This window comes from Paenibacillus sp. FSL H8-0261 (assembly GCF_045040645.1).
Taxonomy (GTDB): domain Bacteria; phylum Bacillota; class Bacilli; order Paenibacillales; family Paenibacillaceae; genus Paenibacillus_AQ.
In genome coordinates this window covers 5,761,172-5,786,362 of sequence record NZ_CP150297.1, presented here as the reverse complement: position 1 = coordinate 5,786,362, position 25,191 = coordinate 5,761,172, and the positions used below count along the sequence as shown (strand labels likewise).

The 25,191-nt window shown below is 47.0% G+C and carries 10 protein-coding genes; 7 read left to right on the top strand and 3 right to left on the bottom strand.

What is annotated here, in order from left to right:
* Positions 1-658: 658 nt before the first annotated feature.
* Positions 659-7,495 carry a glycoside hydrolase family 3 C-terminal domain-containing protein gene (locus MHI27_RS25710; protein WP_405174979.1) on the top strand — a complete coding sequence of 2,279 codons (6,837 nt, stop codon included), beginning with the start codon at positions 659-661 and terminating at the stop codon, positions 7,493-7,495.
* Between the two features lie 73 nt (positions 7,496-7,568).
* Here MHI27_RS25710 and asd read toward each other — a convergent pair whose 3' ends face one another.
* Together asd and MHI27_RS25700 are read right to left on the bottom strand one after the other, a co-directional pair.
* Entirely contained in the window at positions 7,569-8,360 is a 792-nt protein-coding gene (gene asd / locus MHI27_RS25705; protein ID WP_042191516.1) for an archaetidylserine decarboxylase, read from the bottom strand.
* A gap of 86 nt (positions 8,361-8,446) precedes the next feature.
* Complete coding sequence (locus MHI27_RS25700; protein ID WP_076285226.1) at positions 8,447-9,541, bottom strand: YheC/YheD family protein; 1,095 nt, start codon at positions 9,539-9,541, stop codon at positions 8,447-8,449.
* A 239-nt stretch (positions 9,542-9,780) separates the two neighbouring features.
* On the opposite strand from MHI27_RS25700, the gene MHI27_RS25695 reads away from it, so the two are divergent.
* The 5 genes from MHI27_RS25695 (at position 9,781) to MHI27_RS25675 (ending at position 18,549) form a co-directional block, all read left to right on the top strand.
* Positions 9,781-15,006, top strand: a complete 5,226-nt coding sequence (locus MHI27_RS25695) for a WIAG-tail domain (RefSeq protein ID WP_405174978.1) — start codon at positions 9,781-9,783, stop codon at positions 15,004-15,006.
* A gap of 207 nt (positions 15,007-15,213) precedes the next feature.
* A complete protein-coding gene (locus MHI27_RS25690) occupies positions 15,214-16,056 on the top strand; it encodes a glycosyltransferase family 2 protein (protein WP_405174977.1) in 843 nt (280 codons plus the stop codon).
* A complete protein-coding gene (locus MHI27_RS25685) occupies positions 16,053-17,036 on the top strand; it encodes a glycosyltransferase family 2 protein (RefSeq protein WP_405174976.1) in 984 nt (327 codons plus the stop codon). The genes MHI27_RS25690 and MHI27_RS25685 overlap by 4 nt, the downstream gene beginning before the upstream one ends.
* Positions 17,033-17,770: a glycosyltransferase family 2 protein gene (locus MHI27_RS25680; RefSeq protein WP_042191509.1), complete on the top strand. Its 738-nt coding sequence runs from the start codon at positions 17,033-17,035 to the stop codon at positions 17,768-17,770. Before MHI27_RS25685 ends, MHI27_RS25680 begins: the two co-directional genes overlap by 4 nt.
* Positions 17,771-17,817: 47 nt before the next feature.
* Positions 17,818-18,549, top strand: coding sequence for a sugar phosphate nucleotidyltransferase (locus MHI27_RS25675; RefSeq protein WP_042191506.1), 732 nt, complete (start codon positions 17,818-17,820; stop codon positions 18,547-18,549).
* Between the two features lie 173 nt (positions 18,550-18,722).
* On the opposite strand, the gene MHI27_RS25670 is transcribed toward MHI27_RS25675, so the two are convergent.
* Positions 18,723-19,601, bottom strand: a complete 879-nt coding sequence (locus MHI27_RS25670) for a helix-turn-helix domain-containing protein (protein ID WP_405176797.1) — start codon at positions 19,599-19,601, stop codon at positions 18,723-18,725.
* A 270-nt stretch (positions 19,602-19,871) separates the two neighbouring features.
* Between MHI27_RS25670 and MHI27_RS25665 the strand changes: the two genes are divergently transcribed.
* Positions 19,872-25,031 (top strand): glycosyl hydrolase family 8, encoded by a 5,160-nt coding sequence (locus MHI27_RS25665; protein ID WP_405174975.1) that lies wholly within the window; start codon positions 19,872-19,874, stop codon positions 25,029-25,031.
* Positions 25,032-25,191: the final 160 nt, after the last annotated feature.

Below are 25,191 nucleotides of genomic sequence, written 5' to 3'. Positions count from 1 at the left end.
TTTTATAGCAGGGAGAATCGGCATTAAGCGATGCTGATTCTCCCTGCTATTTTTAATGTAGCTGTTTTATAATGGGCCCATCTTAACTTCGGTTTATAAGTTTAGCTATCGGCCGAGTGAGCCTTTTTAGTTATTTTGAAAAACTTGAATTCTGTGATACATGAGTATATTCAATAAATCTATGAGGATTTTCTATGTTAGGATGATATTTCTGATGATAGTATTCAATGTAAGTTTAAAAAGTAAAGGAGGAATTAATGAACATTTTCGCACGTTTTAATTTGTAAGTATGAGTTAGGAGAATTATGCAAAAAATCTAAACCGGTTTAGATTTAATCAGTAACACACTTGATGCTTGAATAAGCCTTACTCCACAGCGGCTAGCGCTCTTAGAGAATAACTCCTTCCTGAAAGTAAAATCATCCTATTGGTTTATGAAGCGAACGTTTATGCATTAGAAATTTTTAATTGAAATCTCGCTCTTTACGATGACCCATTATCCTAAGCTGTACCTTAATCGAAAGGAATGGTGATAAGTATGAGGAAAAATTGTAATCGCTTACTTAAAATATTATTCTGCTGCATTCTGATAACCTCAATCATAACGCCTAGTACCAGTTCTCCCGTTTTGGCTAAGGTTCTCCCGGGATTAGCGGATGTGTCCAGAGAAGTGGCCGCTGAAGGTATTGTGCTTCTGCAAAATCCGGATTATAAACTAGCAGGATCACAAGTAAATGAGAATGAACAAGTGCTCCCTATCAAGAAGAGTGAAAATGTATCGGTGTTTGGCCGCATACAAGCGCATTATTACAAGTCAGGCACAGGGTCTGGGGGCGCTGTAAGGGTAGATTATGTGAATGGGATTCTGGAGGGTCTTCGTAATAATCCCAGTCTCAAGTTAAATGAAGATCTGGCGAAGGTCTATGCCGACTGGATCAAAAAGAATCCTTTCAACAATGGCGGTGGTGGCTGGGCAGCAGAGCCGTGGTCACAGGCAGAAATGCCTTTAACCGATGAAATTGTGGATGCAGCAAAAGCAAAAACGGATACAGCTGTGGTCATCATCGGCAGAACAGCCGGTGAAGATAAAGATAATACGGACGTCAAGGGTGCCTATAAGCTGACAGACCTTGAAGTAGACATGCTCAACCGGGTCTATGCCAAATTCGACCGAGTGGCCATCGTATTGAACGTAGCCAACGTTATCGATATGTCATGGGCTAAAAACTATCCCAAAGCTGCTATTTTGTACACATGGCAAGGGGGGATGGAAGGCGGTAGCGCAGTAGCCGATGTACTGACCGGAGATGTTACGCCAAGCGGAAAATTGAGCGATACGATTGCAGCTACACTTGCTGACTATCCTTCTACTGCACATTTTGGCAGCAAAACTGAGAATTCTTATAGTGAGGATATTTATGTAGGCTACCGCTATTTTGAGACCTTTGCTCCGGATAAGGTGCTCTATCCATTTGGGTACGGACTGTCCTATACCAATTTCAAGATCACGACTGATAATGTCAACGCTGGTGAGAATGAGGTTGCAGTGACTGTAACTGTTCAGAATACAGGTAAGGTGGAAGGCAAAGAAGTTGTACAGATTTATTACGGTGCACCACAAGGTAAACTTGGCAAGCCGGCCAAGGAGCTTGCTGCTTTTGCTAAGACCCGGCTGTTACAGCCTGGGGAATCACAGTCGATCACCATCACGTATGATACCAAAGATATGGCCTCATATGATGATAGTGGAATTACAGGTCATGATTCATCTTATGTTTTAGAAGCTGGTGACTATAATATTTACGTAGGCAACAGTGTAAGTGACAGCGAAAAGCAAGGAGTATACAGCCTTAATGCTTTGAAGGTTGTAGAAACCTTGCAGGAAGCGCTCGCGCCAACTAAGGAATTTGATCGTATCAAACCAGGACAACCGAAAGAAAATGGTACTTTTACCACTGTCACTGAAAAGGTACCGACACGGACTACCGACTTGGATGAAAGAATCAAGCAAAATCTTCCTGCGTCCATTCCACAAACTGGGGACAAGGGTTATACCTTATTGGATGTATACAATCAGAAAGTGACTATGGATCAGTTCATTGCACAATTGTCCAACAACGATCTGGGGGCCATTATTTTAGGGGAAGGGATGTCTAGCCCTAAAGTTACTGCCGGAACCGCTGCGGCTTTTGGTGGTGTCACTAAAAATCTGCTGAAATTCGGACTCCCTATCGACAGTGCTGCCGACGGTCCTTCAGGAATCCGGATGGAGACCAATGCAGAGAAGGCAACCAGTATCCCGAACGGGACGATGCTTGCCTGTACGTGGAACACCGAGCTGAATGAAAGATTGTTCGATCTTCTCGGTAAAGAAATGCTGATTAACAATATCGATACGCTGCTTGGACCGGGAATCAATATCCACAGAAGTCCCCTGAACGGAAGAAACTTTGAGTATTTTTCAGAGGATCCGTTACTGACAGGCATCATGGCTGTTGCGCAGACAAGAGGTCTTCAGAAGAACGGTACATCACCTACTATTAAGCATTTCGCAGCGAACAATCAGGAAACGGATAGACATCTTGTGAATGCACTTGTCTCTGAAAGAGCGCTTCGCGAGATTTATTTGAAAGGTTATGAAATGGCAGTGAAGAGTGGAAAGGCGCGTTCAGTGATGACGTCCTATGGTCCGGTAAACGGAACTTGGGCTTCCAGTAACTATGACCTGAATACGACCATCCTCCGTGGAGAGTGGGGCTTTGACGGGATTGTCATGACAGACTGGTGGGCGAAGATGAGTGAGGATCAGGGCTTCTATGCCACTACCAATCGTTATGATGAAACCAACGGCAAAGCCATGGTCCGTGCCCAAAATGACCTTTACATGGTAATTCCGAACGATTATGCAGAAACGCATAAGAATCGGAATAACAGTACCTTTAATACGATGACATCGCTTGCTAACGGCAGTCTGACCCTGGGAGAATTGCAGCGTTCTGCCAAGAATATCACGAGCTTTTTGATGAAATCTCCAGCCTTTGCAAGAACGGCAAAGATTGATTATGTGGTCAATTATACGCCGGGAAGAGATTGGTTCCGGGTGAATACGGACAAATCAGGAGATCCACAGCTCTCTGATATTACGGTTGGCGGCAAAAAGATCAAAATATTTAATCCATTGAAACTCGACTATAAAGCCTTTGGTGAAACGACTGAAACTAGCAGCTATCCTAAAGTCAAAGCTACGGCGATAGCTGGTGTAGACGTAAGTATACGACAAGCCGATAAAGATAGACCGGCTGCTGTAATTACTGCTTCGGCCGGAGGAGAGAAACGGATCTACAAGGTTATTTTCTCTTCGGAGGAAGGCTTGGAACCGATTTTTGAGAATCCGACCTATGCTTATTTAAAGAATATCTCTATTGATGGTAAGCCGCTTGAAGGGTTTGCACAGACTAGGTTCAGTTATGATGTAGGTCTCAGTAACGGGGCTACTTTACCTGAAGTTACGTTTGAAACGAATGATGGTGTAAAAGCAACGGCCAACGTAGATCTCATCAATAAAAGAGTGACGATCAAATGTATCAGCTCCGATCAGGCGAATTCCTATGTGATACAGTTTGGTACGACACCACAGAGCGATGAGTTCGATAGTACAAATCTAAGCAACTTCTGGACGATTAATAAAGAGACTGCTACCAATACAGAAAACAACAAAAACTGGTCTTTGAGCACTGCTCTCGGCAATTTGAGAATCATCGCTGAAAGAGGCGACTTCTGGAGTGATCATGCAGATTTGAAGAACTATTTCCAGCAGGAGGCCTTCGGCAACTGGGAAGCAACAGTGAAAATTAATATGAGCAAAGCGCCAAATCAAAATTATAACGGCGTCGGCATCACGGCTTCACAGGATAACAATAACTATATCTGGGTGAAGTATGAATACAGTAGCGGCAAGATCATCGGTATGACCAAAGAAACCGGAGGTACGGAGCCTGTTACCATCGGACAACTGTCTGCCAGTCAGCTCACCAGTATTTTTGGAGAAAAGAAAGAGCTGTATTTACGTTTGAAAAAAATAGGCAACAGCTATTCCGGTTATGTCAGCGCTGACGGCAAGGAATATATTTCACTTGGCAGTACAACTGCGAATTATGCCAATCCGAAGTTTGGATTACTTGCATCTAATGGAAGTCAGAATCTTACAGATCCATTTGTTGTTGATTTTGATTATGTCAGAATCAACAGTGATGTAGCTTTGGCAGTAAAGAAGATTGGGAAAAATACTAAATTGAAGGTAGCTGAGACGGAATTTGCCTCCATTACTCCGATAATCACGCCAGTAAGCAGTAATGACGTAGACGGTGGATTATGCTACACCAACACAAGTAAGGGAGAAGCCATCTCCTATAAGGTAAATGTAGAGAAAGAAGGCATGTACAAAGTCACATCACGAATTCGCTCTAGCCAATCGGATGTCGCCCAAATGTCCTTTGGCATCTATGATGGCGATAAGCTACTGGGTACCTTCGACCTCACCACGACTAAAGGGGTATGGAAAACCTTTAGAATTCCTGATATTCAGCTGTCGGCGGGCGAGCATACCCTTAGAATTGTATTTGAGAGTGCTGGTATTGACCTGAACTGGCTAACCTTCCAGCTGAAGCAGGACAATGTAGACACATCGGTGTTAGATGCGGATATCAAGGCTGCTCAAAATATCGATATGAATGCATACACAGCTTACAAAAAGCTCAAATTCAACGCTGTGCTGGATGAGGTTAAGGCTGTTCTTGCTGAGCCGATTAACGACGAGGTTGTTGCAGAAGCCATAGCTTCCTTGAAAGCGGCTATAACAGATTTGAGCATATCGTCTATGCCAATCAATATTGCTCCGAGAGAGACGCTGAAAGTAGAGAACGGTATTAGAATCTATCCTTATAATGCACCATGGATTTATGCAACGAATACCCAGTTCAGATTCGAAAGTGGTACGGACGCCATGAGTTATGTCAATTCTAATGACCTTGTTTATTTCGGTCAGGTTGACTTAACTAATCTTGTGGAAGTAAGAGTGCAGTATGCCCGTGAAGGCGGATCGTCTCCATCTTTTAAATTCTATACAGAGGCTGACAATACGGGTAAACCAGTTAAAAGAGCTACTACACAAGGAAGAGCATACGCTGATGCTTACAGCGGCGGAGGTTCTTTTGAACTTGGTAATGAATTTGCAAGCATTAGTTTTGCTCAGAAAGCAGGCGCTGCTTGGGGGAATTATGGAATGGCAAGCACTAAACAAACGCCTGGAAATTCTTACATTGATCATTATTTGACAGCGGAAACCTTCCTAGACAGAACCAAAGTGACTGGAAAACAAAATGTGTATATGATTTTTAACGGATTAAATGCAAATTTACAATATGTTGAACTCATTTATGCTGATCCGATTGAAGTCACCTTCGATCAGAATTATCTGGACTCACCGGCTCCTACCAAAGTAACCGCATTTAAAGGTGAAGCATTAAGCACCTTACCTCGGGTACCGGAACGTGAAGGCTACATTTTTGCTGGCTGGTTTGATAATAAAGAAGGGACTGGTAATGCATTAACCGTAGAAACGGTAATGAACATAAGCACGGTGTATTATGCCAAATGGACAGAAGATACCCATGCTAAAGAAATTATATCGATTGTTCAGCCGCAACTGCTGAGTGTGCCGTTCGGAACTGCTGCAGGAGAATTGAATTTACCAGCTACAGTGGAAGCTACATTGGGCAACAAAAGGGTAATTCACTTGCCTGTACAATGGGATAGTAAAGATTTCAACGGTGGAAAAGCGGGGAGTTATACGCTGGCAGGTAGCTTTGAGCTTCCTGAGGGGGTATTGAATAGTACCCATCAAACTGTTTCTATTACAGTGGTTGTACTGCCAGAAGGCACTAAACCTATCCAGATTACTAAAGTTGAGAAGCTGGAGGGCAAAAATGTTGAATTTGGCACCGCTTTTGATAAGTTGGAATTGCCGTCTTCAGCTACAGTAACGCTTGATACCTATGAGCAGAAGGAACTTGTTGTTAAATGGAGCCCTGCTGGTTATAACGGCAATGTGGAAGGATCATACGTGCTGAGCGGTACTATGGTATTAGAAGAAGGAATGATCAACCCTAATGATCTGAAAGCTTCCATCACCATTCAGGTAATGCCCGAAGTGATTCGTGTCGCTGAGATTGTCACAGTGCAGGATTTGGAAAGTAAGAGCGTTCCATTCGGCACTCCATTTAATGGATTGAAGCTACCATCATCGGTCATAGCTACTTTGAACAACGGTGAGACAAAGGCGATATCCATCGATTGGAATAGTGAAGGTTACAATAGCGATAAGCAAGGAGCTTATATCCTGAAAGGAGCGCTAGTACCTCTGGAAGGTGTCAGCAATCCCAAAGACCTGAAGGCATCCATTACGATCGAAGTACTGCCGGAGGTCATTACGATACCGGAAATCACGGCAGTGCAAGCACTAGCAAGTAAAAGTGTTGCTTATGGTACCAGTTTTGACGCACTGGAGCTACCAGCTTCAGTATCAGTAACCCTGAATACCGGGATGAATAAGGTCGTTTCTGTTCAGTGGAACAAGGAAGGCTATAACGGTAATACGGAAGGAACGTACACCATCAAGGGGGATCTTGTCTTCCCTGAGGGTATAGCTAATCCACTTGGCCTGAAGGTACAGATCTCTGTGATCGTTAAACCTTACAGCGGTGGAGCTGGTGGTCAACCAAGTACACCAACACCGACTACCCCAGCGGAACCTTCAGTACCATCGATTCCTGGAGAAGTCGTAAAACCTGGAGAACAGCAGCCTCAGTCTCCGATAACAGATGGAAAAACGAAGACACCGGAGCTAATCAGACAAGAGCTTAAGAATAAGTTTAAAGATGCTACTCTAATTCCTAGCTGGGCAGAATCTGCGATTGCAGCGCTGGTGGAGAGAAATATTATCGGCGGACGCACAGACGGAAGCTTTGATCCAAGTGGGAAGGTAAACCGTGCCGAGTTTGTTGCCATGGTAGTAAAAAGCTTCAACTTCAGCATGGGCGAGAATCAAAAGCAGTTTACTGACGTTCTGAAAGATGCTTGGTATCAAAACTATGTTGAGATTGGGACTTCTAATCAACTGATCAATGGTATCGGTAATGGCATGTTTGCTCCTAATAGCAGCATTAGCCGTCAGGACCTGTGTGTAATTCTATTCAATGCATTGAAGAGACTGAATGTTAAATTTCCGCAAGCGACTAACCATGACTTCCCAGATGATGCTTCTATTGCGGGTTATGCTAAAGAAGCGGTCTATGCCTTCAAAGATCTTGGTATAGTAAATGGAGGCAGCGGTGGAAAAATGGATCCGACAGCTTCGGCCTCAAGAGCTGAAGCAGCTGTGATCATCAACAATGTACTGGATTACTATGCTAGCGTAACAAGCTCTAAAGTGAAATAAACAAAACAAGGGTATCCCGGCGCCGATTTTTAATCGGTTAGGGATACCCTTATTTTGTTATATTATAGCTTTACTAAAGCGGCCGATGTAGCGTCCCTAGCAATTCCCCCATCTTTACCTTCGTGTTGACCTCAAGCTTGGGTCTCGGGGTAAAAGTACCGCTCTCCATAAGTAGTACTACAGTAGAGCCGAACTCGAAATAGGCTAGATCATCGCCGATTTGCCACTCGGTAGCGTTAGCATCCGTATACCCGATGCTGCTGACGTTCATCGCGCCTACCTTTACTACTGCTGTTTCTCCGTAGTCTCCGGCGATATACGTGATAAGACGTTCATTGCGATTCAGTACGCCCTTCATATGTCGCATGCCGAAATCGTTGACAGGATAGGCTCGTCCACGAATATGATCACTCTCAACCTTATGTCCAGTAAGGGGAGAGTGAATCCGGTGATAATCCGTAGGACTTAGATAAAGGACGAAGAAAAATCCTCTCTTGTATAGCTCCAGATGCGGAGAATGATTCAGTAGATCCTCGATCTTATAATCCTGCCCTTTTACATTCATAATCGTACCAGAGGAAATGTCACCCATAGCAGTAATCATTGCATCTACGGGACTAACTAAAGCGTCAGCATCGGTTGCAATAGGCCGCATGCCAGGCTTCAGCCGGCGGCTGAAAAACTCATTAAGAGTGAGATATTCTCCAGGATTCTTCTCCGCTTGGGCGGAGGGGATTTGATAAGTCTTAATAAATACCGGGATTAGAAAACGGCTGAGTCTACTATGAGAAAAAGACCCCATTAACCGTGAAAGCCATCGGTGCGAGGATAGCTCGGTCATTAGCCGCAGCAATTGTTTTACCATGCCCATCTCCCTTCCATAATACAGCAGTACGGTCGTATGTGGCCGCCTTCTGCTCTGCATTATATTGACATAGAATAGGAGACAAATCAATAACTGTTATATATGAGGCTGTTCTTTTCTAGTAAAAAACGTGCGTATCCCATAGGTCTTCGGTAACTCTCCTTCCAAATCTCCGTAAGGCCGGCTTTGTGAAATCCATAGCGTTGGTCGCGGCCATTGCATTCTATGAAGAAGATGCGACCATCCTTTGTAATGCCTATATCCAGTCCGATATCGGCCAGCCCTGGAAGGTCTTGTTCGAGACAACGAGCTATAACAAGGCTAAGTGTTTCGACAGCCATACGGATATGGGCCGCTATTCCTCTAGAGAAGGCTTTTTCCAGCGCAAAGGAAGAGCTTAACGCTTCTCCTCCACGGGCTATATTAGAGACAAACCCCCCAGGGGGTGCTAGTTTAGCAAAGAGACCGGTAACCTGCCAATCGCCTCCCCAGCCGCGTTGAACGGTGACGCGTAAATCAAAGGGACGTCCTCCAATCTCAGCAAGGGGAATACGCTCCTGCACGAGATAAGGGACAGAGGCAAGGCGTGCCCGGAGCATTTTTGGCAGCGCCCCCTGATATACAGGAGTGCTTATCCAGCGCCGCATGGAGGGGGAGAGATAATTTAAGCTCCAGCGCTGAGGCCCTTTACGAACCAGTCGCATGACCCCATTCCCAATGCTTCCACGGCAAGGTTTAAGAATAAGATCGGGATAACGATTCATCATTTGTTTGAGTCCAGATACGCCAGTTGTTGCTGGCAAAACCTCACGCAGCTCTTCATGCTGCTCAAGCAGTTCATGGATCTCATCCTTGCCGTATCGATTGCAAGTATTGTACACCAAAGGATGGTGCCGTAGCAGACGTTGCATTCCTGGGCTATTCTGGCTGTATATGGCCCGGTTATGGATGACAGTTGGCGTAGAAACTACTACGCTTTTATATCCATGAGATCCCTTTATATAGGCGGCGCTGAAGCCTGAGTCTGTATCGATGTCCGCGAGCTTCAGAAAGCAGGGAACTAGGCCGTATGCAGCGGCCGCCTCTTCATAGTTGGATAGAGACTCCTGTCCTGTTTTTAGCCGGGGAACGCCCCGGTGCATATCGGCATTTAGTAGTATTCCAACGAGCTTATGCCCCATGTTTGTTCCTCCTGTTTCTTCGGTCACGTGATTCCCGCTTTTACTACTCTTGTCATTGTATGTTTGTACCCGCATGTCAGGGTGGACGAATGCGCGGCGGCAGAAGCCTTTTTTTAAATATAAGAAAGTATAAATTTCATCAGAATCTTATTAAGGGCTTATCGCAAAAGGGTGTCATCAGCCCATACCGCTGCATATGATGCCTAGGAGAAACAATAGATGGAAGGAGGAGACTGCTTGTGAGGGGTTCCAAAAAAAAGCAGCCGCGCAGTCCACAAAAACGACTCTACTATGTAGATAATCCCAATATAAAGGAACTGAGCATGCTGGAAAGCAAAGGCAGTTCTAAGGATTCGGGGAGCAGCAATGACGGAGTCAGTAAAGCAGAGCTCGCTGATGTTCAGGTAAGTGGAGGAGCAATCGCTGAAGTCGTTCAAGAGGAATCAATTTCCGTACCAGTTCTGCAACCAGAGCCAGAGCCTATAGTGGAAGAGCAGCTTCAGAAACAGGCGGATAATCTTCCTGAGACGATTTGGTTCGCTCCTGAAAAAGAGCGGTTCCAGCCCGTTTATACAGATGATCTATCGGATGCAGCAGTTACAGGAGCTAAAATCGCTCCACGTACCATTGACGGTTCTAAGCTGAAGTTCGGCATTATTGGTACACCATGGTTGCAAGATTACGCTGTACAGAGCATCAATATCGCGGACAAGGCAGTTACTTCTTCGAAAATCGCGCCTGAATCCATTGTGGGTGAACATTTAGCTGAAGGAAGCGTAAGTGGCGGTAAACTGCTGGATCATTCCATCAGTGGAGAGAAGCTGAAGAACGGTAGTATTAGTCCAGAGAAGCTGGCTGATCGGATTATCGGCGGCGGTCAAATTGCGGATAAATCAATTGAGAGCCGTCATTTGAGCGATCTGATTATTACGGCTGATCTACTGGAAGATGGAGCGGTTACTGGTGAGAAAATAGGAAGCAGCAGCATCACAGGCCGCCACATCGCAAACGGGAGTATTGACCGTTCCAAGCTAGCTGATGCAGCAGTATCTGGCGATATAATAGCCGATGGTGAAATCAGCAGCTCCAAACTGGCTGATGCTGTGATTGAGGGTCGCCATCTTAGCGATGCTTTGATAACCGCTAGACATTTGGCTCCGGGAGCGATCGGACCAGGGCAGCTTGCCAGCAAGCTGATCGGCAAGGAGCAGCTCCAGTCGGGTGTAATCGAAGGCGCACATGTAGCGGATGGTGCTATTGGTTCCAAGCAGCTAGGTGCAGAAGTAGTGAGAAGCATCCATCTAAGTGCAGAAAGCGTACACGGTTCCCATATCAGCGACGGGGAAATAACGAGTCGCCATCTAGCTGACCGAAGTATCTCCTTTTTAAAGCTAACAGAGGGTGCGGTAGGTACTGCACAGCTGGTTGAGCAAGCGGTCACCTCATCGAAAATCGCTGATCAAAGCATACTCGCACATAAGCTAGCAGATGAAGCTGTAACCACCAGACATATTGCCAAATCCGCCATACGCGGACCGCAAATTGCTATGCAAGCTGTTTCCTCTAATCATCTGGAACGTGAGGCTGTGAACCACTCCCATTTAGCTTCGGAAGCGGTAGGCTCGGAGCAGCTTATGGATGAAGCTGTTCATACGGAACATCTATCCTCTGGTGCTGTTACTGGAGAAAAGCTGGCCTCAGAGTCTGTGGGTGCGGAGCACCTGCGTCCACAGAGCGTTACTTCCGCCAAGTTAGCGGACGGAGTGGTGAGCTCGGCTAAACTAGCAGCAGGATCGGTCATTGGAAGTACGATTGCTCGTGAAGTGGTAAGTGGTGAGCATATCGCTTTTTGTGCAGTGGAGGAGAAACATCTAGCAGATGCCAGCGTGAGCGGTCGTGCCTTGCAGGATGCTGTAGTGGATAAAGATCATCTTGCCACTGGAGCTGTGGAACGGAGACATCTCGGAGAAAATAGTGTGACTACTGCTGCGATTCAGTCCGGCTCGGTTTCGGGAGATAAGCTGGCTTCTGCTGCGGTGAGAGAGATTCATTTGGCCGCTGGGGCAGTGCAGCCACATCATCTGGCAGATCATGTGGTGACATCGTTAAAGCTGTCCCCGGAAAGTGTATCGACGGATAAGATTAGTGATTTATCGGTCACATCGGCTAAGCTTGCTGATGGAAGTGTGGATTCCAGTAAATTAGCAGTGTCGGCAGTTCAGGCAGAGCATTTATCTGTGAATGCAGTTCATTCAAAATCCATTAGCGATAGTGCGGTTCAGAGCAGACATATGAATCCGGGAAGTATCGGCGGGGCGCATATCCGGCCGTTGTCCATCGGAAATGGTCATATCATTCCTAATTCCATCTCTTCGATTCAAATACAGGAGGGCAGCATTAGCGGGTCTAAGCTGGCCAAAGGGGCTGTGGATTCCCAGCATCTTTCACCGGGCAGTGTAGACGGCAGCCATCTATGTATGGATACGATTGAAGGACGTCATATCGGGCATGGTGAGATCAAGCTGGCTCATCTAGCCGAAGATGCACGTAGTTCCGACTTGCTGCCAGAAGGCAGTGTTACCGGAGAGAAGCTCGCAGAAGAATCCGTAGATTCTATTCATCTAGTACCCGCAAGTGTAGACGGAAGTCATCTGAGGCTGGGTGCAGTAGAAGGTCGTCACATTCAGCATGGTGAAATCACACTGGCTCATTTGGCAGAAGAAACGTTTAGCTCTGAGCTACTGCCTAACGGTAGTATTACCGGCGAGAAGCTCGCTGAGGAATCCGTAGGTTCTATTCATCTCATGGCCGGAAGCGTAGATGGCAGTCATCTGAGCTCGGATACAGTGAAGGGACGTCATATTGGGCACAGTGAAATCACCTTAGCTCATCTAGCCAAAGATGCACGTAGCGCAGACTTGCTCCCAGATGGCAGTATTACCCGAGAAAAGCTGGCGGAAGAATCTGTGAACTCAAATCATCTTATACCTGGAAGTGTGAATGGCAGCCATCTGAGCCCGGATACAGTAGAAGGCCGCCATATCGGGTACGGTGAAATCACCTTAGCTCATCTAGCCAAAGATGCACGTAGCGCAGACTTGCTTCCAGATGGCAGTATTACCAGAGAAAAGCTGGCGAGAGAATCTGTAAATTCAAATCATTTAATACCTGGAAGTGTGGATGGCAGTCATCTGAGTCCGGATGCAGTGGAAGGCCGTCATATCCGAAATGGTGAGATTACGTTAGATCATTTGGCAAAAGAAACGCGCAGCTCTGAATTGTTACCCGACGGTAGTATCACCAGTGAGAAGCTGGCAGTAGAATCCGTAGATTCAAATCATCTAATACCAGGAAGTGTAGATGGCAGTCATTTGAGTCCGGACGCAGTGGAAGGCCGTCATATCCGAAATGGTGAGATTACGTTAGCTCATTTGGCAAAAGAAACACGTAGCTCTGAATTGCTGCCGGACGGTAGCATTACCGGTGAGAAGCTGGCAGTAGAATCCGTAGATTCAAATCATCTAATACCAGGAAGTGTAGATGGCAGTCATTTGAGTCCAGACGCAGTGGAAGGCCGTCATATCCGAAATGGTGAGATTACGTTAGCTCATTTGGCAAAAGAAACACGTAGCTCTGAATTGCTGCCGGACGGTAGCATTACCGGTGAGAAGCTGGCAGAAGAATCCGTTAGTTCTATTCATCTTGAACCTGGAAGTGTAGGGAGTAGTCATCTGAGTTCGGGTGCAGTAGAAGGCCATCATATCGGGTATGGTGAGATTACAATGGCTCATCTAGCACCAGAGACACGCAGCTCAGAATTACTGCCGGACGGCAGCATTACCGGAGAGAAGCTGGCAGAAGAATCCGTAGATTCAAACCATCTGGCACCAGGAAGTGTAGATGGCAGTCATTTGAGCTCAGGTGCAGTAGAACGACGTCATATCGGGTACGGTGAGATTACCCTGGCTCATCTAGCACCAGAAACACGCAGCTCCGATTTCCTGCCGGATGGTAGCATTACCGGTGAGAAGCTAGCAGAAGAATCCGTAGATTCAAACCATCTGGCACCAGGAAGTGTAGATGGCAGTCATTTGAGCTCAGGTGCAGTAGAACGACGTCATATCGGGTACGGTGAGATTACCCTGGCTCATCTAGCACCAGAAACACGCAGCTCCGATTTCCTGCCAGATGGTAGCATTACGGGTGAGAAGCTTGCAGAAGAATCTGTAGATTCAAACCATCTGGCACCAGGAAGTGTAGATGGCAGTCATTTGAGCCTCGGTGCAGTAGAAGGACGCCATATCCGTTATGGTGAGATTACACTAGCTCATCTAGCATCAGAGACACGTAGCTCCGAATTTCTGCCAGATGGTAGCATTCCCGGTAAAAAGCTTGAGGGTGGATCCATCTCTGCTTTCCACTTGGCTCCAGGTAGCGTGTATGGGGGGCATTTAGCAGGTGGTACGATAGATAGCCGCCATATCCGGCAAGGAAGTATTAACCTGAATCATCTGGCGGAAGAGGTATTTAGCGCCGATCTGTTGCTAGATGGCAGTATTACAGGTGAGAAATTGGAGGGTGGATCTATCCAATCATTCCACCTGGCTCCAGGTAGTGTGTATGGCGGTCATTTGGCAGGAGATACAGTGGATAGTCGCCATATTCGATCTGACAGCATCACTCTGAAGCATCTGTCAGAAGAGGTTCGTAGCTCCGAACTGTTGCCGGAAGGTAGCATTACCGAAGAAAAACTGGCCGAAGGTTCAGTGAATGCTTCACATTTACAGCCATGGAGTGTGTACGGAGAGCATCTTGCTGATCAGATTGTAGCAGATCGGCATTTGCAGCCCGGTATCATCAAACTGGAGCATCTTGCGGATGAAACACGTAGCTCTGCGCTGCTTCCTGATGCGAGCATCAACGGAGCTAAGCTGCAGGCAGGTAGCATCGAGTCCACTCATCTGGCTGATGGTTCGGTAGGGACGACAGAGCTTCAAGATGAATCGGTGGTGGCTTCCAAAATCTCTTCCTTCGCTATTCAAGCCCGTCATCTAGAGGAAGAAAGCGTTCAGGATTATCATATTGCTCCTGGTGCAGTAAATGGTGCTCATTTGGCAGTGAATTCTGTAAATGCTGAACATCTATCCTTCAGTCCGATTCAGACTGCAGGTAAGCGAGAAGCGCTTCAGCAGTTTGGAATGACAGCATTCATGTTCAATGGGGATGCTGAGAGTGTGGAAGTGACCGTATCGTTCGATGAGAACTTTGGTCATACCGGTTATGTGCTCGTCGCCATGACGAATCAACCATATTTCTATGCTTCCTTAAAGAGCAGAGCCAATGGAGATGCAGTGATACAAGTGGTGCGCTTGCGCGAAACTCCGCATTTCTATGGGGTCATTTCTTGGATTGCTATCGGCGCTCCGTTAGCCAAACCGGCAGTGGATGATCGTGTGTTTGATTAATTCGCAGTGATGATGTACAAAATGCTAAGCGCAGCCGATGGCTGCGCTTTTTGTTGTGTTGTCCTCCTAGCAATTAAGAGGGTGAGTACATTTGTCCTGTTTTCCACACGACAGGAGACAAAGGCCGTTACCCTGTTCGGCGTAGTACATAAACTGTGATGTAACCCTCAGCCTGACGAATAGGCTCTGTAAGGAAGGTGGATGAGCATGAAGCCCAAACGTACTTCTGCCCGCCGCACGGGACGGCGGGTCTCTCGGATCAAGCGGCGGACTTCACGTCCGGTGCGGCAAGTCGCTGCAGTCCCTACTGTTAACCATCCAAATCCCTATGTTTCGGTTATTATTCCGGCCATGAATGAAGCGAAGACCATTGCGGGAGTGATAGCCGGAGCTAGAGGGGTCCATCCGCGCTGCGAGGTTATTGTAGTCGTCAACGGATCAGCCGATCAAACGGCAGAAATTGCCCTTTCGCTTGGTGCGCATGTTATTTCCTATGAGTTACCGCTTGGACATGACGCTGGCCGTAGTGTCGGAGCAGAGGCAGCTAAGGGTGAGGTTCTCTTGTTTACAGATGGGGATTTAGTGATTCCTGCCTCGGGGCTACGTCCTTTCGTCACCGCTGTTAGCGGTGGCGCAGACATAGCGCTTAATGATTATTCCGGACCGGTACGGAGACTTTCGCCCCATCCGGTGGTGCTGTCCAAACATGCACTTAATATTTTGCTTGGCCGTCCGGATCTAAAAGGATGTTCGATGACGGCGGTTCCGCACGCAATCAGCCGAAGAGCGCTTGAAATCTTAGGGAGTCAATCATTATCTCGTCCCCCTCTGGCACATGCTCAGGCAGTTCTGAGTGGTTTACGTGTGGTAGCTGCTCACAAAGTGCATGTAGGGAAACTGAATGCGGTCAGACGTAAGGAAGATGGCACAGATCCTTTGCAGCAGTTGATTACAGCAGATCATATGGAGGCTGTATCCCTCTTGCTTGAACACCGGGGAAACAGGGCGGGGTTCAGCGACGGAACCCGGCGCAGAGAGATGGTGAGATGATGGTTGCTCTGTTACAAGTATCTGGTAGCTCTGCCGTTCGACGAGGAACAGCAACTCGTACGGTAAAGAAACGTTCAGCATCTAGTCAGGCCAAAACAACACTGGCACCCCGCCAAAGGGTAGCGAATCGTTCGGTAAAAAGAGGCACCCCTACCGCTCGGCCACCGATTCTGTCTCGGCAATCAAAGGTAGGTCGCGAGGTGCTGAATTTACCGAGCTTACGTGGGACCTTGTCAGTTATTATCTCCGCGCGTAACGAGGAGCAGACCTTGGGACGTCTGCTGCAACAGGTATCGCGGCTGGGACCTACTGAAATTATCGTCGTGCTTAACGGTTGCAGCGATAGCAGCTTTCCCATCTCCAGACAACATCGTCAAGCTATAGTTGTGCATTGTCCGGAGTCAGTTGGACATGATGTAGGGCGGGCTATTGGTGCGAAGCTGAGTCGAGGAGATATTCTGCTCTTCCTGGACGGAGATATGGTTATCCCTGCCTCTCAGCTCGGATTATTCACAGCTGCTGTAGATGGTGGAATTGACGTGGCTCTTAATGATTTGGATCCACTGATGCCTTCTTTTGGATTATGCGATGATGTTACTCGCAGCAAGCTGTTTCTGAATTATGCTCTTGGACGGTACGATCTCGGAGTTAGCTCTATGACGGCTGTCCCTCACGCGCTTTCCCGGAGAGCACTTGAGACTATAGGCTACCGTGAATTAATAGTTCCTCCTAAAGCCCAAGCTCGTTCTGTATTAGAGAAGCTAAGGGTGGAGAAAGTTGGAACGGTGAATGTGATTAAGCATAATCGGCTGCGTCAAGCGAACATAGGCGCTGGAAATGCTGTGGAGAAACTGATCATAGGGGATCACGCAGAGGCTCTCTTTGAGGTGCTTTCCCGTCGAGATGATGGGGGCTTACTTAATAGCGAAACGCAGCGTGAATACCGCAGACAAGTAGCCGCTTGGAGGAACCGGATATGACGATGACTAGTATTATTATTCCGACCTACAACGCGTTGCCACTGCTGCGGTCCTGTGTGGAATCGATACGTGCTTATACTCCACTGCCTTACGAGATCATCGTTGTAGATAATGCTTCATCAGATGGAACGGATGCCTATTGCCGCGCGAATCGTATAACGTTTATTTCATTGCCTGAGAATAGAGGCTTTCCATCCGCCTGTAATTTGGGTCTACTGCTAGCATCAGGAGATGAATTGTTACTGCTGAATAATGATGTGGTGGTTTCCCATAGATGGTTAACTAATCTGAAGAGATCGCTATATAGTGCTCCTGAAGTTGGTATTGTTGGGCCAGTGACAAACTATGCGAGTGGACGTCAACAGGTGAAGACTGATTATGAAAGTCTGTTAGATTTTCATAAGGCTGCAGAGATAACTAACCGTTCCAATCCTCAAAAATGGTTGGAGACTAAACGTTTGGTAGGATTATGTTTTTTATTCAAAAGAGAGCTACTTACTTCCGTAGGTCTGTTGGATGAGAGATACTCACCTGGACATTACGAGGATGATGACTATTGTTATCGCGCCAGGCTAAAGGGATACCGATTGCTCATCGCAGGGGATTGCCTTGTACACCATGAAGGAAGTGCGAGCTTCAAGCAGGTATACCACACCGGGCTGCAGGAGCTGGTGGAACGAAATCGTAAGCTCTTTATGAACAAATGGAATGTGGATCCAACGAGTTTCATATAAAGTGCAGATCCGAAGGCAAAGGACTTAGATAAAGAGGAGGAAAGTAAGTGAAAGGAGTCATACTGGCGGGCGGAACAGGATCCAGACTTCAACCGCTGACCCGGCTTATGAACAAACATTTGCTTCCGGTCGGCAAATATCCTATGGTCTGTTACGGCATAGATCGGCTTCGCCGGGGAGGGATTACCGACATTCTTCTGGTCATCAGTAAGCAATCTGCTGGTCTGTATACGGATTTTTTAGGCAGCGGTGCAGCATTTGGTGTATCTCTGACTTATAAGATTCAGGAAGCTGCTGGAGGCATTGCAGAGGCTCTCGATTTAGCAGAAGGATTCATTTTCCCTGGGGAACGGTTTGTCGTATTGCTTGGTGATAATCTGTTTATGGATGATCTGACGCCTTACGTGGAGAGCTATCTCCGGCAGCCTGAAGGTACAGCCAAGGTATTGCTGAAGCCGGTGGACGACGCACGTAGATACGGTGTTCCCGTGTTCGATAGTCAAGATTCCGCATGGATTGCTTATATCGAAGAGAAACCTGAGCATCCCAAGACCAAATTTTGCGTAACAGGTATTTATATGTACGATGAAGCTGTGTTTGACATCATCCGCCAAGTATCCCCTTCCAAGAGGGGGGAGCTGGAGATTACCGATGTAAATAATATATATGCTGCTAACCGCAGGCTCAGTTATGATGTTCTCAAGGATTGGTGGAGCGATGCGGGGACGTTCCAGTCTCTGCGGGAGGCGGGAGAGAAGCTGAAGGATGCACTGCCATAAGTGGCAGCGGTAACGTGGAGTGGTCGGCCTTGGGTCGGGCACTCCTTTTTTATAAACTATAAGAAAGTATATCTTTCACCATACTTTGCTTATATTTCTAAGAGAAACGGGGGTCGTCCTTATGGACGGCTCCCGTTTTTTCTTGATTGGCGCAGCAGTCCGGACGCCTGATCTCAAGCTTGCGTAGAGATATTATCTTCATCAATCCGGTTCTGTTTGCGGTATTTGAGCGGTGAGGTTCCGGTCATGGTTTTAAATACTCTTCCAAAATGGGTCAGGTTACCAAATCCTGCACGCTCAGCGATTTCCGAAACGGTTAATTTGGAGTCCTGCAGCAGGGAGCGGGCTTCTTTCAGGCGGGTGTTATTTACATATTCGCTGAAAGTAAAACCGGTTGTGTCCTTGAACGTTCGGCTTAAATGGGAGGTGCTTATGGAGAACCTGTCCGATATGTATTCCAGAGACAGAGGCTCAGCGAAGTTACCGTTGATGAAATGGATGATTTGGGAAATTTTCTTATGGGTCCGGTTCGTTTCTACAAAATGCTCGTTTTGATCCGGAAGCTTTTTTCGTTGGATGAAGATCAGCAGCTCCATCAACAGGATTTTCCGATAGTAGTCGAAATTTGGAGGTCTCTTGGTGTCTTCATGAATCAATTTGCTAAAAAGATTCTCGACAAAGATCTGGTCGTTGCCGCTTAACTTGATCGCATTTGATCTGGAGTGAAAGCAGGAGAAGAGGTCACATGGAAGAGGGCTGTCCGCAAAAAAGTCACGAAGGAACTCCCTTTTAAACAATAAAGTAACTCTTTCGTACATCGTACCGTTTACATTAATCAGTCTGTGCAGGTCATTAGCGTTAATGAACAATAAAACCCCGCTGACGATTTGAAAGGTTCGGTCTTCTATAAAATAGTACAGCTCTCCAGACACTAAGTAGAGAATTTCATAAGCATCGTGATAATGATTTGAAGGCATACTTGAGACATTTTTTTTCTCTCGGCTAATGTGAAAGGGATCAGACTTATAGAAGTTCATTTCCAGGGGTGTCATCTCCAATCCGGCGGGAATGATCCTCGCAGAAACATGATCCATACCTGAATCAATCGTATCACGTTCATTGACCTGTTGAACAGGATAGAAATTAAATAGCGGTAAAAGTAGAAAATCATTAACAATAACAAAATATGCAGAGATTGAATAGAAATGAATGCGCTATATTTACATATAAATCGTATTTAAGGAGGGGAAAAGAAAATCAGGGTCCGCTGCAAGTGAAAGTTAAAGCGCTTAAACTATTATCTGCGAAAAGAGGGAACGAGAGTGCAAAAGAAGGGTCATTTGAAAAGAAGGCTGCACCAATCCATTTCTTTGTTGCTCGTGCTTATACTGCTGCCATTCCAGATTGCAAATGCAGCACCTGCACCAGATGCTGTCGGTTCAGATTCAATAACCGGTGTAAAGACGATTGCCGAATGGGTGTTTGATGAGGCCGCTGAAAATGTGGGGGTAATCTCGGCTACATACGGCATCTATGAGACAGCGTCTACTTTTCGCAATGTAGGCGGTGTATTCGAGGATGTGGATGTAAGCAAGAAAGCGATCAGCTATCAGGGCTGGGACAATGGAAACGGGAAAAAGTATTGGCTTGCTACCGTGTCTACAACCGGGTTTGAGAAGATCACCTTATCCTCTGAGCAAAATTCATCCGGGTCAGGTCCGCGTGATTTTAAAGTGCAGACGAGTGTAGACCGACAAACGTGGGAGGATGTGCCGAATACGAATCTTAAAATGGCCGTCTCCAGTTTTGATTGCCCGGGAGATACCTGCAGACTGGTGAATACTCCCCTTCCGAACAGCGATGATCGGGAAATATTATATATTCGCTGGATCGTCAGCTCCGATAGCAACACCAGGGGGAATGATGAGGGCATAGGGGGTTCAGGTTCCAGTAGAATCCGAAATATCAAGGTGTCCGGCGAGCCGATCCCGGGGAAAGAACCTATCATTCCTACCGTAGATCTTGTCCAGCAGCCTGCAGACGGTTCTGGAAATGTGTCTCCCGAAGCTCCCGTTGAAATCAAATTCAACAAGGCCATTGCCCTTGATCCGGGTTATGCTGTCCGATTTGCCGATGAGAACGATCAACCGGTTGATGGGGTTACACTTGAAGTCTTAAACAGAGATACTTTGCGGATAAACCATCCTCCGTTGACTTATGGGAAGTCTTACACGGTAACTATACCCAAGGAGCTTATCAAGGGGGCAGATCTTGTGCCGCTAGTTCGGGAAGTTTCCTGGAGTTTTGGCGTTCAGGATTCGCCTCTTGCTCCAAAATCCATCAATATGACGTTTAACGGAGATCCAAAGACGAGCATTGCCTTGGCCTGGTACACGGATGCAATGACGGATACCGTGGTACAGGTTATAGAAGCCTCAAAGGTTATGGGGAACATTTTCCCGGAGAACGGGGCTTTGACTTATCAGGGAGAGGCCGAAGAAATTGAGACCTTTATGAGTAAAAGCGACAGAAGTACGAACCATAAAACGAAATTTATTAGTCATAAAGTCATTGCAGACCAGCTTCAACCGGGAACAGCTTACAAATTTCGGGCAGGTAACGGCAAATCAGGTGATTGGAGCTCTATCGGCTCGTTCACTACCGATGCTGCCGGCCACCAGCCTTTCCGTTTTATCGCTGGTTCCGATTCACAGGCTTCCAGCAAGTCTGACTTTGAGCCTTGGGGTGATACCTTCCGGAAAGCAGTTGATTATATAGGCGACCCTAAATTCCTGATCAGCGCCGGAGATCTGGTGGATAACGGTGATTTGGAGGAGCAGTGGCAATGGATGCTCGGAGCAGCCCAGAATCAATTGCTGCAAGTGCCATATGTGCCTGTACTTGGCGGTCATGAGGTCATGGATTATGACGGAGACGAGACGACGCCGAATAACAACTTCTACAACCATTTCAACTTGCCGAAACAGGTTGTTGCGGATACTCATGAAGGCTCTGTGTATTCTTTTGAATACGGTGATGCACTCTATCTTGTCTTCAATTCGCAGTATTCGGGGGCACTTGCAGAGAATGGGAAAGAAGTGGAATGGGCAGATGACCAATTCTGGGACCAGGTGGCCTGGATGAAGAGTACGGTCGCCCGCAGCGACAAGAAGTGGAAGTTTGTTACTTTTCACAAAAGCCCCTATGCAGCAGGTGACAACTCTGCACAATGGGAAGACGATCGCGTCCAGTTTTACAAGAAATACCTGATTCCCGCCTTTGACGAGATGGGCATCGATATGGTGTTCGAGGCCCATGATCATATGTATATGAGATCCTTCCAAATGTACAATGATGAAGTTATTCCCAAGGAAAAACTGACATTTGATGGAGAGGGCAATGCACTCAACCCCAAAGGCACGGTCTATCTCATGTCCAATGCATTCGGAAATAAATTCTATTATAAGAACAATCAATATGAACTGGATGAGAATGGAGAACCCCGCGAGATTCAGGACGAAAACGGGAATCCGGTTCCTTATGATGATTACTTTGCAGCCATCGACGAACAGCCGGAGAAGAAGATGTTTACGGATGTTTCCATCACAGACCGGGTGCTTTCCTTTACAGCATATACCGCAGCCGTAGCGGATGAGAATCAGCCGGACACCGTTGGCGACGGCCTAAAAGCATATGACAAGTATGGGATCAAGCGAACGGACACCAAGCCGGACCCGGCGGAAGCGGTGAAGGTGAAATTGAACGGCAGCAAGGCGGTTCTGACCTGGAGTGCACCTTCCGCAAGTACAGAACCTGTAAGAGGATTCCGGATTTATGAGAAGAATGACAAGGTGAAGACACACTGGAGTATATATGTGCCAGCAGCGGAAGGTCAAACGGAATACACCTACACGGTAGATGATATCAATCCTGCGAAAAAATATGAATTTATTGTCAAAGCGGTCGGCACAAGAATCAATTCAGATCCGGTCGAAGTCAGTACAATCGAAGGTCCAAGCGAGTCGGAGCCGCCTTCAGCACCTTCAGATTTAAAAGGAACTGCGGTTTCTCCTTACCAAATCAACTTGAAATGGACGGCATCGGCCGGCAATATTCAGGCAGCGGGCTACAACGTATACCGCAACGGCAGCAAGGTCGGCACGACGAAGGAAATATCCTACGGCGATACCGGGTTAACTCCGGATACGGCCTATAGTTATACTGTGAAGGCCTATAATGCAGAAGAGAAGGAATCGCTGGCGAGCAATACCGTTCAAGTAAAGACCAAACCTTCATCCACTGGAGAGGGTGTCCATAAGGCATTTCCGCAGCATACGTCTTATGTGGCCGGCTCCATTAAGCCGAATCACTTGACTCAGGCCCAACTGGACGCTACGGTGGGCAGATTATATAACGAGTGGAAAACAAAATATCTGAAACAAAATCCATATCAGTCAGACCAGTATTACGTGTGGTATAGCGACGGAGATTGGTTTGAGAATAACGAGATTACAGTTTCAGAAGCGCATGGCTACGGAATGCTGATTACCGCTTTGCTCGCGGGTCATGATCCGGAGGCTAAGAAGTATTTTGACGGGATGTATCGCTATTTCAGAGCACATCCAAGTGAAATCAATCCCGATTTAATGGCATGGCAGCAAGCGGATACTGGCACCGAAATTATTGATATCAATGGTGTGGATTCGGCAACCGACGGCGATATGGATATTGCTTACGCTCTTCTGCTTGCCGACAGTCAATGGGGCAGCAGCGGGGAGATTAACTACTTGTCCCAGGCCAAAAAGGTAATCAACGCCATTATGAAAAGCGATGTCAACCATTCCGAGTGGACATTGAAATTGGCGGATTGGGTCAGTGACAATGATTCCATGTTCGGCAATGCTACACGTCCTTCCGATTTTATGCTGCAGCATCTGAAAGATTTTAAAAATGTATCCGGAGACCCCAATTGGGATCGTGTTACCGATAAGACCTACAACATCATTAATAGTCTGTATGAAAATTACAGTCCCAAAGCCGGTTTGTTGCCGGATTTTGTATTCAAGGATGATACGGATGGGCAATACAAACCGGTAAGCCAGAAAATATGGGATACCCCGGATGGATACTTCCTGGAATCGGAAAATGACGGGGATTACAACTACAACTCTTCCCGTATTCCCTGGCGGATCAGTACGGATTATCTCCTGACAGGTGATAACCGGGCTAAAGAGCAGCTCAGCACGCTGAACCGCTGGATTCGGGCCAAGGCGGATAATGATCCGGCCAAGATCCTTGCGGGATATAAGCTGGACGGCACGGAAGCAATCAATGATTATGCAGACACATCCTTCTCCGCACCGATGATGGTCAGCGCCATGATCGATTCATCCAATCAGGAGTGGCTGAATAGATTATGGGATTATAATGCGGCTGTTTCCACCGAAGACGATTTATATTTTGGCAATAATTTGCGTCTGCTCAGCATGATTGTGGCATCCGGCAACTGGTGGACACCAACCATCGTTGATACTGAGGCTCCCATGGAACCAACAATAGAGAGAGCGGAAGCGGTATCCAGCTCTGCCATTGATCTAAAATGGACACCTTCCACGGATAATTTTGGAGTAACGGGATACAGGATTTACCGCAATGACGTTGAAATCAAGATCCTGGAGGCAACAGAATACAGAGATAGCGGTTTATCTGCGGATACCCAGTACAAATACTATATTATTGCTGTTGATGCAGCAGGAAATACGTCCAAGATAAGCAATGTGAGAATCGTATCTACATTAAAGGCCAGCGGGGACGGTAGCTCGGGCAGCGGCGGAGGTGGTAACCCGACTCCAACGCCAACGCCGGCAGCTCCGAAGCCAAGTGAAGGTCCGTCGACAACACCGGCACCAACACCGGAACTGCAGCCAAAGAAACCTGTTTTCAGTGATATCGGCAGCCATTTGTGGGCCAAAGAGGCTATTGAAGCTCTGGCGGCTAAAGGAATCGTTCAGGGAACGTCGAGTACTTTCTTTGAACCGGGCGCCAAGATGAAAAGAGCGGATTTTATCTTGCTTCTGGTCAGAGCGTTTGATTTAAAGGCTGGGTTTGAAGTGAGCTTCGCGGATGCCGATCAGGACGCATACTATTATGAAGCGCTGGGAATCGCCAAACAATTGGGCATTGCCAGCGGAGTCGGCGGCAACAGGTTCAATCCGGGAGCAGAGATTTCCCGGCAGGATATGATGGTATTCATCGTAAGAGCATTGCAGAAGTCAGGAAAATTAGCAGAGGCCGGTTCTATCTCCGACCTTGGCAAATTTGCGGATGCCTCTAAAGTGGCTGATTATGCCGTGAAGGCAGCAGCCGTACTGGTCAGGGAGGGCATTGTCCTTGGTGAAGGGAAATTGCTCCATCCAACGGGAGCTGCAACCCGCGCCGAAACGGCGGTTCTCTTTTACAGAATCATCAATAAATATTATTAATCCAAAAGGCCAACAGCCCGTTCCAAATGGACCGGGCTGTTGGCCTTTTATTTTCCATTTACACGGCCTGTTGCAATTTTCTAAAGTATCCTGAGTTCGCCAATCCACTTGTTTAGAGACGTAACTTGCCTTTATATCCTCGGCACCGTCCCGGCTTCTG